Consider the following 15,032-nt stretch of genomic DNA (forward strand, 5'->3'; position numbering starts at 1 on the left):
GGAATCAGCTTTATTTACCCACCTTCTGTTCCGGCGGATTATTCAGGATAAAGTCCACTACTTCTTCCGGCTCATCACTCAGGTAGAGAAATTTGTAATAAGGCTGATTGTAGGCCAGTTGTTTTAGGACAGGGAATAGAGAAGTCTCAATCTCGTATCTTTCTTTTCCCAGAAAAACCATAGGACTGTAATACCCAAAAGTAGCATAGTGGTTCTGAGCCGCATCCTGAAATATCTCCTGGGTTGTACCTGCACTACCCGGTGCAAAGACTACTCCATGATGACAGAGGGCTAAAAGGGTATCTTCCCGAATCGAGTTTGAGAAATATTTGGCGATGTGAGAGGCAAATACATTGCTGGGTTCATGACCATAAAACCAGGTGGGAATAGCCAGATTTTCTGCCCCTTCCGGATAATATTCAAATACATCCAGGGCACTCTGAATAAATCCTGCATCCGTATAATGAGGCGCTACTTCCATGATCTTGAAGGCTTTCTCCAGGTCCTCTGCTTCATAACTGGCGAAATAGGCGCCCAGATTGGCAGCCTCCATGATGCCGGGCCCTCCTCCTGAAATGATAAAATATCCCTCTTTTCCCAATAGTCGGGCTGTGTGTGCAGTTTTTCGGTAGAAGGGATCGGTACGCAATTTCCCATGTCCACCCATAAAACCCACACATCTCAATCTCGTCATACCCGTATCATCATAGCCTACCAACTCTCTCAAACTGTCGTCAATGGCATGGTCGTGTATACGTTGGCTGAGGGCTTCAATGATGTGGGGATTATAGCGACTTACAGAAAAGTGTTCGTAGATTTTCAGGTCAAGGCTTTGATCGTCCAACTCATTGTAGCCATCGAGAAGTTCCCGGCAAGTATAGAGCTCTCTTCTATAGGGATTGTAAGGTAGGCCTTCGTTTGGAGGGATAATAAGTCCTCCTTTGGAACGGATAATGGCCTGATCACTTTCTGCCAATTCACATCCGAGGAAAATCACATTTCGCAAAAAGACGGAATTCCACTGAATGTCTATACTCTTCAAATCCATCTCCAGGATCGAGCAGTTTTGCAGAACATGATAGGTGTTGATGGTTTCCAGGAGTGCTTCCTGTGTTTTGAAGAGTCTTTCGTTGAAATAACTTTGCTGGATCATATGATTCACTTTGGCTTAGGTAGACCAGGAGCCGTCTTCCAGAATTGCTTTTAGCTCCTTTCCATTGAATTCGAATAATTGTTGGACACTTATGCCGCATTCACAACAGCGAGAGCCACTTTGTAGATAAAGTCTCTCATTGAGAAGAAATAGTTCCGGATAACTAAAAAAACTGCAAGGTCCTGTTAGCGGATATTCTGCTCCCTGACTTAAAAGAAAAGTTGCAGCCGGCCCTTGATAATCGGCAAAGGTATAGCTGAGGATAAAGTATTTCTCTTCCTTATATTCAAACTCATGGACGATTACTTCTTTATTATAGGCAACTAATTCAATTTTTAATGCACCCCCGGTATCTTCAAATTCATCCGAATAATCCCTTTTGAGATTAATTCGATTGGCAAGTTCTTGCTTTTTCACCGAATCAGTTATCTCTTTCATGCTTAGCCACTTTATCTCTACTTTATCTCCTAATAAAATGAGATGAGGCTTGATCGAAGTATCCAGATCAGTTGTAGTCACCTCATGCTCAAACAATTCATCGACCAGGAGGAAATTTTCCAGGGCTTTTGCGGAATGAACTTTCCTGGATTCATGATCCAGAAACTGAAGCTCGCTTCCAGGAGGGATAATTGCCTGGGCATAATTAATTTCATAGGAAATGGGGAAGGCAAAGCCTTCTTCCTGAAATTCAAGCACTTTGCCTTCAGGCAAGGCCTGAAGGGAGTTAACTTCTTCTTTTATATATCCAGCTTCCTCCTCTATTTCAAATTCTGTCGCGGAATCTTCTTCTACTAGAAGAGCAGCCACCTCTTCCTCAACCTGGATAGGATCAGCCTGAGTTTTTTCCTCCTCCCCACAAGCGAAAAGAAGGAAAGCAGTAAAAAGCCATAAGATTTGATCTGTCCTAAATCTTGTCATAATCTTTGACTGTAAGTTCGTGATCTACCTCTCCGGTGTGCTTGATCTGAGCCGGTTCAAAAAGCATAATCCAGACTTCTTCTTTAGCTATAGGCTTATGTTCTACTCCACGGGGCACAACGATCATCTCTCCTGCTTTTATCACTTCAGTGCGGTCCCGGAATTCAATTGTCAATTCTCCTTTGACCACAAAAAAGAGTTCATCTTCATCTTCGTGATCGTGCCAGACAAATTCCCCTTGCACTTTGGCCAGTTTGACTTCCTGCCCATTGAGTTCGGCGACGACTTTGGGAGACCATTGATCCTGAAAGAGGCTGAATTTTTGATCGAGATTTATGACCTTCATTTGATGCGTATTAGCGTTTTATCTTCTTCTTGTATTGCTGTTTTAATAGGGGAATAAAGGTAAAACATATTATTCACTCAATCACCCACCAATACAAGCCCTCTTGCATGCTTTAATCTTCGATGAGGGCCCCAGCCACTGCAATATCCTGAGCTGCATTGCCCACTGATTTGAATAGGGTAATTTCTTTACTATTCCTCCGGCCTATTATCTCTTTGCTGACAATTTGCCCGATTTCTCCGATGATATGATCTTTCGTGATTAGCCCGGCTTCGAAAGGCTGCGTAATATCTCCGGCTTCTTCCCAAATTGCGGAGGCTTGGTCTACAAATACCCGGCTATTAATTACTGCTTCCGGAGGGATTTCTGCCATGTCTTTTCTATAAGCTCCAATGGCATTGATATGGGTACCCTCCCTGAGATGTGCAGCCTCAAATACGGCTTTTGAAGAAGAAGTTGCTGTACAAACGATATCGGCTTCCTTGAGCTCCTTCCCTACTGCTAAATGACATGAGATTTCATATATTCTCTCCATCTCCTTCTTTAGTTCTAAGGCCTTTTCCTTCGTACGGTTAAAGAGGAGAATCTTTTCTATATCTCGAACAGCTAAAACAGCTTCTATCTGGGTTCTCGCCTGGACCCCAGCTCCAAATACGGCTAATACACTAGCATCCTTCCTCGCCAAAAGCTCTGTTGCAATACCTGAAGCTGCTCCTGTCCTCAAAGCCGTCAGATAGGTACCATCCACCAATGCAAGCGGCTTCCCATTTTCTGCATTCATCACTAATACAACTGCATGTATATAGGGCAAACCTTTTTGGGGATTTTCATCATGAATCCCTACCACCTTTACTCCAAACTGCTTATTCTCTGCCAGGTAAGCAGGCATAAAAAGGGATTGTCCCTTTTCCTCCGACATAAAAATATGTGCTCTAACAGGTACCTGAGCTTCTCCGCTGGATATCTGACGAAAAGTAGCTGCCATCAATTGGATGGCCTTTCCCATAGAAATCTTTTCGGCTATGTCTTTTGCGGAATAATAAGGAATGGGAGAGGGAGGCATGTGAAGTTAAAAAGTGTTATAGTGTTTTAGTACGGTAGTTGGATCGAGATCAAATTAACTACAACACTATAACACTACAACACTTTTCTTATATCTGTTTTATTCTTTCCATCTTCGCCGCCAACTCAATCACCCACTTTTGCAACTCCTCTCTCATATCCTCTCTCTCCAGTCCAAACAGCAAATTGGTTTTGATAAAATTGAGTTTATTACCGATATCATATCTCTTTCCATCAAACTCCAGGGCATACATATCATGCTCCTTAAGCATGAGTGCCATGGCATCAGTAAGCTGGATTTCATTTCCCACTCCCCGGGGAACTATCTCCAGGTAATCAAAGATTTCGGGAGTAAGGAGATAACGGGCAGCAATGACCAGATTGGAGGGAGCTTTTTCTACCGGAGGTTTTTCTACAAACTGATCTACCTTCAAGACGCTTTCGGAGACAGACTTTCCTCCAACTACGCCATATCTATAAACCAGACTGGGGTCTACCCTTTCAAGACCGATTACGGATGAGCCATGCTCCTCATAGACATCTATGAGTTGTTTACTTACTGGCTGAGAGGTATTTGATCGAAGGATGCAATCTCCAAGAAGTACCATAAAGGCTTCATCTCCCACATGATTTCTTGCATGATTTACTGCATCTCCGAGTCCATTGAGTTCTTTCTGCCAAACGAAGTGTATCTGTGCTCCTTTACCAATAGAGCGAACCATATCCAGCAGTTCTTCTTTCTGGCTTTCCTCCAGCCTTTGCTCCAAAATAGGATGGCTATCGAAATGATCTTCTATGGCCCTCTTTCCTTTGCCTATCACCATCAGAATATCCGTCAAGCCAGATGCAATGGCTTCCTCGACCACATATTGTATGGTCGGGATATCTACGATGGGCAACATTTCTTTAGGGATGGCTTTGGTCGCAGGTAGCATCCTGGTTCCAAATCCGGCAGCAGGGATAACGGCTTTTCTAATAGCTTTGTGAGATCTCCTCATGTTTGGAAATAATTTCCGGTTTTATCACTTCTATATCTTCCTCGCTCAGGTTCCGTTTGAGTTCCTCGAACATGGATTCATTTTTATATGTACCAATAATTGCGCCACCAGAACCCGTAAATTTTGCACTAGCCCCTGTATTTCTTGCTAATTCGACCATCCGAAGATTTTCCTGGCTGATATTGATAATGCTCCGTCTCAGGTCAAAATTCTGGTCAATATAGGATCCCAGCTCATCATAAGCGCCATGAATCAGCATTACGCGTACATGATCAGAAATAGCTGTGAACTGTTGAATAGCTTCATGCACTTTTTGATCCCCTGCATTGTATCGGGCACGAAGATCATTATGTACGAGCTCAGAACCACTGGAAAGGCTTCTTCTATAAGCAATGTACAAAGGAGGTAGCTTATCAACCGGGAGGACTTCATAGGCACCGTACCCTCGGCTTTCCATCAAATCTCTATTAAAGTCCATGAATACCGGTACTTCAAAGGATTGAGCCACCCGATCCTGCAAACCTCCTTCTATTCCCAATTCTTCTCTTTCTGTAGCCAAGACCAGATTTGCCTGCAGGTGAGGAGGAATATCTATCTGATAATAGGTCTTGAGGGCTTTGATACAGGCAGTGATGATCGCACTGGAACCAGCCAGTCCCAGACGAAGTGGAATGGTACTTTGATAGCTGAGGCGAAAATTCTTTTTTTCAAGCTCTATTTCGCAGGATTTACAGTATTCTGAAAATCTTTTGATGGACGCTTTCAACAAGCGTACTCCTCCATAATATCCGAATTGATCGATATCTTCACACAACTCAGACATATTCTCAAATTTAAAGCGATCCCGGATGTGTGGAACGATTTCCAGTTTATCCGAAGGAGTAAGAACTACTTCCGCTTTAAAATTCTTAAAAACAAAGGCAATGGTTTTTCCGAAATATCCATCAGATGGATTCCCTATCAGGGCTGCTCTGGGATAAGAAGAACTTCGAATTTGGTTTTCTCTGTGCATCATTTCGTTAACAAATTCCAAAAATCTAAGGTAGAATTACTTAAAATCACGCTTTCAAGGGCCTTTTGAGCTGAGGTCTCTAAGTATCAGCCTTCCAAAAAAGCGGAACATTTTTGCTTTCTGTCAATTTTATTTCGGTACAATTTTGGTCTAATTCGGAATATACGGATGTCAAAATAATTTCAACAAGTGTTCAGTTCACAAATATGGAATCGCCTATTTTCCTCATGTCAAAAAGATCTCAATGGAAGAATCAAATAAACACTACGCGTACTTATTGATGCAAATCGAGAATTGGAAACAATTGAAAGAGGAGCTTTCCAATCATGATCGCGAAATCCTGGAATCCAGCTTATCAGATATATTCAGGCTCAAGTATGGCGATAACTTTCGATCTATTCTTCTCCATTCAGGCGAACTATTTCTTATCCTGAAAAATGAAGCCATAGAAAAAACCATCCTGAAAACTTCGGGTGAAATTAAACACCAACTGAAATCCGGATACGGATTAATTCCCCAGAAATTAGAAGTGTCAATTGTGATCGCAACCCGCCCCAAATTTATGGACTCTTATGAAGTCTTATTGTACTTGCGAAAAGTACTGAACATTTGTAAAAAAGAACAAACAAAAGATATCCTCTGTGTAGCCTAAGGCTATGCGGAAAAATATAGAAAATTCCCTTTATTTCCCACCAGAGACTTCTTATCGTTCGATATTGGCTTTAATCCTTTTACGAATATCACCTGGGGCATCTGCAAAGTCCGAAAGATTGCTGGCTTTCCAGGTATTTTTATCCTGAATTACCGGATACTGAAAAGTCGTCTTAGGGACAGATTCTTTTGCGTTGGATCTTATACTTGCAGGTACAGGAACCGTTTTCACGGGTATCTCTTCTGCGGGGACGCTTAACTGCGTTCTTTCATAACCGGCCAGCAATTGGCTACGGAAAAGTATGGCCAGGCTACAAATTGCAAGCACAGCTAGAATGAGAAGTGTATGATTAAAGAACGATTTCATACCTAATGAGGGCTATTTTATTTACCGATCTTAGAGAACCAGAAGGTTCTTTTGATCAGTACAAAATTATTGGATTTTATGATGCTTCGTAGGACTTCTTGCATGTTTGGTACAAATTATAACCGGAACAGGTTAAAGCCCTGTTTGTTTTACCCTAAATTCCTATCCACTATATTTGCATCCGATCTTGAATAGCCCAACAATATGAGTCTTTATGACTGGTTGGTATTGCTCCTGTTTTTCGCCTATATGATTTGGGATGGGAGCAAAAGCCATAGAAAAAATAATGATCTGGAAGGGATGCTATTGGCCAAAAGGAGTATGCCAGGCTGGGCACTTGGGCTTTCTATTATGGCAACTCAAGCTTCAGCCATCACCTTTATAGGCACAACTGGCCAGGCCTTTTTCTATGATATGCGATTTATCCAGGTCTATCTGGGTTTACCGCTGGCTATGATTGTACTTTCAGTTACCCTGGTTCCTTTATATAGAAGACTCAAACCTTTTACTGCCTATGAAGCTTTGGAGGAAAGATTTGGTCTGGAAGCCCGCCTGGCTACCAGTTTCCTTTTTCTCCTCTCAAGAGGTATTTCTTTGGGATTATCTATAGCTGCTCCAGCCTATCTGCTCGCCTGGATTCTTCAACTTTCTTTGGGATGGACCATCCTCATCATCGGGATCAGTACTACAATTTATACCTTATATGGTGGACTGGATGGGGTTATTAGAACGGATGTAAAGCAAATGGCGCTCCTGGTATTTGGATTGATCTTTTGCTTTAGTTGGATCATTTTAAAATTGCCGGAAGAAATCAGTATAGACAAAGCCCTTCACCTCAGTGGTGCGGCGGGTAAATTGAAAAGCATAGACTTCAGTCTTGACTCAGGAAATAAATATTCGGTGTGGAGCGGAGTTCTTGCAGGCTTCTTTCTGATGCTCTCCTACTTTGGGACAGATCAATCCCAGGTACAACGGTATCTCAGTGCAGCCAGTTTAAAAGATGCAAGAAATTCTCTCCTGATGTCTGCAGGTTTAAAAATTCCCATGCAATTTTTCATCCTGCTTCTGGGGGCCTTTTTATACTGCTTCTACTTATTTGCTGATCGTCCCTTAATGTTCCTGCCTGACAGATTACATGCCGAGCAGCCAACAGAGATCATCACTCCCCGGGATGCAGAATTTCAGTGCATACATGATGCCCGGAGAGACGCAGCCCTGACATATGCATCCAATTTAGAAGATAAACATGCACGCAGCGATTTTCTCAAACTGGACAATCAGGCCAATAAGCTTCGCAAAACAGAAATGATGTATCTGGCAGATAAGGAGCGAAACCTGAGAAATGACCTCAACTACGTCATGCCTTATTTTATCCTGCATGAACTTCCTCCCGGCATAATTGGATTGATCATAGCTGCCATACTTGCTGCAGCTCTCTCCAGTATTGACAGTTCCCTCAATGCCCTGGCAACAGTCAGTGTAATTGATTGGTACCGGAGATTAAGAAAAAGGGAAAGAAGTGATGCGCATGACCTCAAAATGACCCGATGGTTTACAGCTTTCTGGGGCGCTATTGCGACTTCTTTTGCCTTCCTCTTTGGGGAAACCGAGTCCATCATCGAACTTGTCAATCAGATGGGGAGCTATTTTTATGGACCTATTCTGGGAATATTTATCCTCCTGGCCTTTAAAAATATTAAAGGCAGATCAGCAGTAATGGGATTGGCAAGCGGTTTATTGGGGGTCTTTTTGATCGCAGGAATATTTGTAAATCGACTGGATGGAAGCCTGAGTTTCCATTTCCCCATAGGATTGATCCCTTTTAAATTCAGACCCTTGATTGAATACCTCTGGTTAAATCCCCTGGGCGTAAGTCTTACGGTTGGGACCGCCTTTTTCTACGATTTCGTCTTCCAAAAAGACTAAAAAATCAAGGGATTCATCCTTCCCTCTTTCCGTTTTTTTCGAGCAGAGCTAATTTCCCCAATAAGACAGTTTATAAGACCGAATACGGGGAATTTCTAGCTTTTCAGAAAAAGCTCCATAAAAAAAAGGCCTGAAATTTATTTCTTAGGGATAACAAAGAGAATTAAGTCGTTTAGTAGGTAAAGCTTAATTCTCCGTTCTTTCCACACCTTCTGCAATTTCTATTCAACATCCGGCAATCATTTGCTGATCGTACATGATCAGATCGCCACATATATGTAGGCGTTGGATATCATAGATACATTGAGTTTTGGGGAACGGACGGGGGAATAACGGGATAATAGAAAATTGCTTTAGGCCGGATGTCCCCTCGTCCCTTTAAAAAAGATAAAACCTCCACGTTGTTAAACGATGGAGGTTTCTTTTTTTAAAAACTAGGGGATTCAATCCCATTGGGAGAATCAACCCTAGCCCTTGCTCTTGTAATTCCAGGATTACCGTCCTGTTATGATTCAAAATTAGTAGACAGACTCATGACTGCAAGGCAAATTTCACTCCTTTAGTAACATACCCTCCCTCCTGGACAAAGCCTACGCATTTAGTCAAATCCTTTCATACGAAAATTGGAAATATCTTCTTTTTGAGTGAAATACTTTCAGTTTTTCAAATTCCCAAGAGTCAAAAAAAATTGGGAGCAGAACTAAATCTGCTCCCTGAATACAAACCCCAATCAAAGGTTCATTTATCATTTACCAGGCCTGTATCTGCTCTCTGCTTATTTCAGTCAGCCTATCGATGCTGCCCTATATAGCCCAGAGAGGCCTTTTTGTACTATAAATTTCTTGAATCGTGTAAAGGAAAGAATAAGAAAGGGGGTAAAGAAAAAACTAGGGGATTCAATCCCTTTGGGAGAATCAACCCTAGCCCTTGCTCTTGTAATTCCAGGATTACCGTCCTGTTGTGATACAATGATAGGAAGATTCTTTGGTGCATCAAGGTAGTTTTTACCTAAATGGTTACATAAAATACGCAGGATGTTTTTCTTCGATGTTGAACGGTTTTAGGCGGTTTTGGTCAAATTCCTACACCTGTGATGAAAAAAATACAGCAGGAATTGAGGAGTTCCCACAGGTCTTTATTTTGGGATTCCAAATTTTTATGCCGCTGAAAGGAAATACTATTGCCTTAAAGACTCAAAGATTATTCGGGACTCCAAACCCAGCTTAGATCTTTCCTTATTACTTAACCGACTTTCAGTAATATTTGCTGCTATTCTCATTATTTTTATTAATGGAATATACACATATTGGATTAATAGGGAAATTATTCAGAAACCAAATGAAAACGTCAGTTCTGATCATTCTCTTGCTCTCCACTCTCACATTCACCTTCTCTCAGGAAAGTGAAAAGAAAACATTACCGGATGTACACGATTACATAGCCGTAGATAAAGAACCACTTCCACTCAATCTTTATCTTGTTCAGGATAAAATAGGATATCCTGTAAAAGCCTTAAAGAATCGGATCGAGGGAAAGGTATTTAGTCGAGTGCTTGTAAACACAGAAGGGGATGTCATACAATTCGTTCTCACTCGAAACGACCATCCTGTCCTGGGTGAAGCAGTAGAAGCTGAGCTCGAGTCTCTCCGCTTTCAACCTGCATATCTTGATGGGGAGCCAATAAACTATTGGACGAATGTTCCATTCAAGTTTTACCTCAAACAGACCATAAATAGCCAGCCAAAAAAGCATAACTACCGAACGCTGGTTCAAAAAGTTTTCAAATCCAATCGCAGTAAGGCAGAACAACTGCTAACAGAAGGATTAGCCCTTTTTGAAAAGCGGGAGTACAAAATGGCTGGAAAGAACTTTAAGGAGTGTATCCAAAGAACTCCCAGGCAAAAGTCTAACAAAAGTCAGGAGATCCTGTTCCAGGCCCGATTGAACCTGGCACATGCCTATGTTCAATTGAAGAGTTGGGAATTTGCTGAAAGGCACTATACAGAAGCCATTGGATTGGCTCGGGCGATCAAATCCTCTGAGGTCGTTGATCAACATATCTGCAGCGCTTATCTGGGACGGGCTTATAGTCTTTTAAAAGCAGAAGACTACCTACGTTCTATTACAGATTATAATCATGTGAGTCGTCATTTTGAAGATAGGCTGCTTAGTCAAAAGGAAGGACAGTGGAGTTTTCCTTTCCCCTGGAGGCAGGATTTGGATTGGGTGATGTATCAAAGAGGCCTGGTTTACTTTCAACTCAATAAAAATCAGGAAGCTATAGAAAACTTCCAGAAAGTTTGCGAGTTGGAACCAGCTTCCCGTTTACAGCTGGTGGCTTTAAGTCATATGGGATTAGCCCAAAGTAAAATGGGTGATTTTGAAGCAGCTTTCAATAATATCCAGGCAGCCATCGAAATTGATGGGGATGATCCTCAGCCGTATTATTTCAAGGCAATGGTTTTGATGGAATTGGAAAGTCAGGACATGGCCTCTGACTTAATTCAACAAGCGCGAAAATTATTTGCAAAACTTGATGGAGACGGTAACGAAATCCCAAGCGCTTTTCCAGCCAATGAAGAATAATTTATAGAATTGCTTCCCACATACGGATGCGAGGAATATCTCCTTCTTCCGTGTATGCCAGATTCAGTCGGTTTCCACTTTTGATCATAATGGGAAATCCACTGGCTCTGGCACTACTCATTTCTCTCACAAGCTGAGGAGCTGTCAACGTTCCATTCTTAGTATACTTTCTTAACAGCAGCTCTCCCTGATTACTTTCATCTCTCTCCATCCAGCTGATAAAGATTTCTCCTTTATGCCAAAGTAGATCTACCCTCCCTATCGCATTTCCGCTATCTATCTGGATGGGTTTCCCAAAATTCTCTCCCCCATCCTCTGAAATAGCCAATTTTACCCTGGGGCTGTCATTAGCCATGGTGAACCAGCTTACGGCAACCCGATCACCTTCGGCTGCAACCGCCGGCCCATTGACCGGACATCCATTTATTTCCCAGCCGTCCTCAGATACCGGGCTCCCTTTGGTCCATTTTCCCTCCTTATAAATACTGCGATATATATCTCTAACTTCTCCATCGGTCCGGTCTCTGTACACCACGATTGCTCCAGAAGCCGTTTGGGTGGCATCTGTCTGACAACAATCACAGGTTCGGCCATCAATCTCCTCCTCCTCATAAAAAGAACCATCTTCCGCTATACGAGCAGTTCTCAAACTCATTTCCTTTTGCTCTGTTTTATACTTTCTGCCATCCAGCCAAACTACTGCAGGCCCGGCATTTGGAATAGAGAAAAAGCTCACAAACCCATGCTCAGTTTGAGAACTGTCTGTATAAGGCTTTCCCAAAAATTGAAAACTATCTGTTCCTGCCTTCTTTTTAGAAATGTTTACCCCATATGCATAGGTATCAGATCCTGTTTTAGCTAAATGATGGGCATAGATATCTCCATTTTCATCCATAAATATCTCTGGAAAATCAGCCCAGTTCACAAACCAGTCCTTTCCACTTGCCAGTTCCATCGTTTCAGACCAGACCTCTCCTTCACGAATCGCCATTTTCAGACGACTGATCTCCTCCCCTTCTTCTGTCCAACTCAGATACAACTTCCCATCCTTTTCCATCATTTGAGGAAAAGCACTCCCTGCTGCCATGGGTAGGTGTACCTCCGTAAAATTGAGTTTGCCGGGATTATCGGACTGAGAACAAGCAAATAAAAAAAGTAGGGCGATTATAGTAGCAAGTGTTCGGTGCATTTCCTTATTTTTTCGAGGCAATTTAATGATTAATTTCGCCGCATGAATAAGGAATTTTACAGTGGATTAAAATTAGGCGTTTTAGGCGGAGGTCAATTAGGACGTATGCTTATTCAGGCAGCAATTGACCTAAACGTTTATATAAAGGTGCTGGATCCTTCAGCGGAAGCCCCATGTAAAGCCTATGCGCATGAATTTGTAGAGGGCTCCTTGCAAGATTTCGATACAGTAGTTGCCTTTGGGCAGGACGTTGATATCCTGACAATCGAAATTGAAAAGGTCAATACAGAAGCATTGGCTGAACTTCAGCGTCAGGGAAAAAAGGTATATCCGGACCCTTCCATCATAAAACTCATTCAATCCAAATGTGCCCAGAAGCAGTATTATCTGGACCAAGGTCTACCGAGTTCTCCATTTCGCCTGATAGGCAATGCAGCTGAAATCAAGGATCATCTCGATATGTTGCCTGCTGTTCAGAAGCTGGATAGAGATGGATATGATGGCAGAGGGGTTCAGGTGCTAAAGACGGAAGCAGATCTTCCCAAAGCAATGGATGCTCCGGGATTGCTGGAGTCATTTGTTCCCTTTGAAAAGGAGATTGCCCTCATCATAGCCCGAAATGCAAAAGGAGAGGTAAAAAGCTTCCCTATAGTAGAAATGGTCTTTCATCCGGTTCATAATCTGGTAGAATATCTTTTTTCGCCTGCCGAAATCAGTCCTGCGCAATTTGAAGAAGCGGAAAACATAGGCAAACGTCTGGTAGAAGGCCTGGATTTCGTAGGATTATTGGCCATTGAAATGTTTGTAGGAAAGGAGGGAGAGATTTTGATTAATGAAATTGCTCCCAGACCTCATAATTCCGGACACCAGAGCATACGAGGAAATCTGACTTCACAGTATGAGCAACACCTCCGGGCCATCCTGGGATTGCCACTTGGAGAGACGGACATTCTAAGCCCATCTGCTATGGTAAATTTATTAGGAGCAGACGGGCATAAAGGCAAAGCTGTTTACAAAGGAATAGAAGACCTCCTGAGTATCGGAGGAGCTTATCCGCATATATATGGGAAAGCGGAAACCAAGCCTTTTCGTAAAATGGGACATGTAACTATTTTAGCGAAGGATTTGGAGCAGTTGCAAGAAAAAGTAAAGCAGGTAAAGGCGAGTTTAAGGGTAATCAGTGAGTAAGTGGGCAAGATTTAGCTTTGATGTAAAAACAAGGAATAAGAAATGGAAAGTGGGGAAGTATAGCCTGAGAATAGCGAAATTGTGGCTACACACTCAAAACCCAAAGAAAATCATATGAAAGCAAAAGTTGGAATCATCATGGGCAGCAAGTCTGATCTGCCAGTCATGTCAGGAGCGATAGAAATCCTCAAGGATTTTGACGTAGCCTTTGAAGTCAGTGTAGTCTCTGCCCACCGAACTCCCGAACGCATGATGGAATATGCAGCTTCTGCTCGTGATCGGGGCCTAAAAGTCGTAATTGCGGGTGCAGGAGGTGCGGCTCATTTGCCCGGCATGGTTGCCTCCGTCACAAGCTTGCCTGTGATTGGAGTACCGGTAAAATCTTCAAACTCTATTGATGGCTGGGATTCTGTTTTATCCATCCTCCAAATGCCATCGGGAGTACCAGTTGCAACCGTTGCCTTGAATGGTGCAAAAAATGCAGGCATACTCGCTGTGCAAATCCTGGGAACGCATGAAGAGGAGCTGGCAAAAAAGCTTTCAGACTACAAACAAGCCCTCAAAGATAAGGTCCAACAAATGGTCGAAGATGTTGAATCAGAGACATTTTGATTTTTCGCGAAGGAATTGAAAAAGCTTGCGTGAATGGCCTGATGAAAATTCCTCAAAAGCTTCAATTATCTTACATCGGTACCATAAAATGCTAAAAAAGGGAGTTCTAAAATGGAAACCGTAAAAATCATATGTACATTGTGGTACGATTGATTTAAATGTCTCTACTTTAGAACAATTGACTTGCTTTCATTTAGATTTGAATGTAATTCTGACTTAATCTTTCAGGCTATGAAGAACCTAAGATTTAGTTTTACCTTCTGTTTGGGTCTCTTTTCTATCTTACTCATATCTCAATCTTGCGGAGAACAAAGCCTAGCTGATTCTCAAAATACTATCAGTGGATTCGATACACTGGAAGAGGATACGATAAATATCCCGAGAGATAGTATTGCCATCTCAGTATGGGAAGGCGCAGGACTCAGGAGAGAACCGGGAAGACACCCCCAGACAAAGGATGACCAAAAGAACTTCATTACTGGTATAACTTACGGAGAAGCTGTTCGCATGCTCGGCATTACCGATACAGTAGTTAAAGAGGACAAACGTGTGTACATGAAAGTCCGACTACAGGATGGTAAAGAGGGCTGGACAGACGAATATCTCTTTGAAAAGAATGCCAGAAGAGGAGTAGTTGTTATTGAATCCGATATTTATCGCCGTCCAGATGTAATGACCCTTCGCCCGATAAAAATGCAGGGAGGAGAAATTGTTGTTACGATGGAAGAAAAGGATGGCTGGTTACATGTTTCCGGTCCCGAGAAACGAAAAAAGGGTTGGATCAAATTGGACCAGGGGCAACCCATCTCCTATTTAAAAAGAGATATCCAGCTCGCCAATGTATTTGACCAGGCCAAGGGGGTTCGTAAGCTTGATGAAAAGATAGACGCCTTAAAAGAAATTACGGAAGATGATCAATTCCGAGGCTCAATCTTGATGGCTATGGTTCAGCACCTACTCAATGAAGAGCTGATCAACCTGCAAAGCACAGAAAAGTAAAACCAAAGATTTAACAAAAAAGCCG

14 protein-coding genes are annotated in these 15,032 nt (G+C 42.3%); 6 read left to right on the forward strand and 8 right to left on the reverse strand.

All coding sequences use genetic code 11. From position 1 onward, the window contains the following. Positions 1 to 10 precede the first annotated feature (10 nt). From R8P61_16720 to R8P61_16745, 6 genes are all read right to left on the reverse strand, one after another. A complete protein-coding gene (locus tag R8P61_16720) occupies positions 11 to 1,153 on the reverse strand; it encodes a hypothetical protein (protein ID MDW3648713.1) in 1,143 nt (380 codons plus the stop codon). A 15-nt stretch (positions 1,154 to 1,168) separates the two neighbouring features. Continuing rightward, entirely contained in the window at positions 1,169 to 2,071 is a 903-nt protein-coding gene (locus R8P61_16725) for a hypothetical protein (protein MDW3648714.1), read from the reverse strand. Continuing rightward, positions 2,058 to 2,417, reverse strand: a complete 360-nt coding sequence (locus R8P61_16730; GenBank protein MDW3648715.1) for a cupin domain-containing protein — start codon at positions 2,415 to 2,417, stop codon at positions 2,058 to 2,060. Before R8P61_16730 ends, R8P61_16725 begins: the two co-directional genes overlap by 14 nt. A 112-nt stretch (positions 2,418 to 2,529) precedes the next feature. Then, positions 2,530 to 3,480, reverse strand: coding sequence for a hypothetical protein (locus R8P61_16735; GenBank protein ID MDW3648716.1), 951 nt, complete (start codon positions 3,478 to 3,480; stop codon positions 2,530 to 2,532). Positions 3,481 to 3,568: 88 nt separating this feature from the next. Beyond that, complete coding sequence (gene galU, locus R8P61_16740) at positions 3,569 to 4,477, reverse strand: UTP--glucose-1-phosphate uridylyltransferase GalU (GenBank protein MDW3648717.1); 909 nt, start codon at positions 4,475 to 4,477, stop codon at positions 3,569 to 3,571. Then, complete coding sequence (locus R8P61_16745) at positions 4,452 to 5,492, reverse strand: GHMP kinase (GenBank protein MDW3648718.1); 1,041 nt, start codon at positions 5,490 to 5,492, stop codon at positions 4,452 to 4,454. The genes galU and R8P61_16745 overlap by 26 nt, the downstream gene beginning before the upstream one ends. A gap of 241 nt (positions 5,493 to 5,733) precedes the next feature. Here R8P61_16745 and R8P61_16750 point away from each other — a divergent pair, with 241 nt between their 5' ends. Then, positions 5,734 to 6,141: a hypothetical protein gene (locus tag R8P61_16750; protein MDW3648719.1), complete on the forward strand. Its 408-nt coding sequence runs from the start codon at positions 5,734 to 5,736 to the stop codon at positions 6,139 to 6,141. A 51-nt stretch (positions 6,142 to 6,192) separates the two neighbouring features. Here the strand turns inward: R8P61_16750 and R8P61_16755 are convergent, their stop codons facing one another. Further along, positions 6,193 to 6,507, reverse strand: a complete 315-nt coding sequence (locus R8P61_16755) for a hypothetical protein (GenBank protein MDW3648720.1) — start codon at positions 6,505 to 6,507, stop codon at positions 6,193 to 6,195. A gap of 204 nt (positions 6,508 to 6,711) precedes the next feature. Here R8P61_16755 and R8P61_16760 point away from each other — a divergent pair, with 204 nt between their 5' ends. Next, on the forward strand, positions 6,712 to 8,433 hold the full coding sequence (locus R8P61_16760) for a sodium-coupled permease (protein MDW3648721.1): 1,722 nt from the start codon (positions 6,712 to 6,714) through the stop codon (positions 8,431 to 8,433). Between the two features lie 1,338 nt (positions 8,434 to 9,771). Beyond that, positions 9,772 to 11,019: a tetratricopeptide repeat protein gene (locus R8P61_16765; GenBank protein ID MDW3648722.1), complete on the forward strand. Its 1,248-nt coding sequence runs from the start codon at positions 9,772 to 9,774 to the stop codon at positions 11,017 to 11,019. A 1-nt stretch (position 11,020) separates the two neighbouring features. Here R8P61_16765 and R8P61_16770 read toward each other — a convergent pair whose 3' ends face one another. After that, entirely contained in the window at positions 11,021 to 12,208 is a 1,188-nt protein-coding gene (locus R8P61_16770; protein MDW3648723.1) for a sialidase family protein, read from the reverse strand. Between the two features lie 42 nt (positions 12,209 to 12,250). Here R8P61_16770 and R8P61_16775 point away from each other — a divergent pair, with 42 nt between their 5' ends. The 3 genes from R8P61_16775 to R8P61_16785 all read left to right on the forward strand — a co-directional run bounded on the left by R8P61_16775 (position 12,251) and on the right by R8P61_16785 (position 15,007). After that, positions 12,251 to 13,396: a 5-(carboxyamino)imidazole ribonucleotide synthase gene (locus R8P61_16775; GenBank protein MDW3648724.1), complete on the forward strand. Its 1,146-nt coding sequence runs from the start codon at positions 12,251 to 12,253 to the stop codon at positions 13,394 to 13,396. 114 nt (positions 13,397 to 13,510) lie between these two features. Continuing rightward, positions 13,511 to 14,008 (forward strand): 5-(carboxyamino)imidazole ribonucleotide mutase, encoded by a 498-nt coding sequence (gene purE, locus R8P61_16780; GenBank protein ID MDW3648725.1) that lies wholly within the window; start codon positions 13,511 to 13,513, stop codon positions 14,006 to 14,008. 231 nt (positions 14,009 to 14,239) lie between these two features. Beyond that, entirely contained in the window at positions 14,240 to 15,007 is a 768-nt protein-coding gene (locus tag R8P61_16785) for a hypothetical protein (protein MDW3648726.1), read from the forward strand. The last annotated feature ends 25 nt before the right edge of the window (positions 15,008 to 15,032 follow it).

Source organism: Bacteroidia bacterium (assembly GCA_033391075.1).
Taxonomy (GTDB): Bacteria; Bacteroidota; Bacteroidia; order J057; family J057; genus JAWPMV01.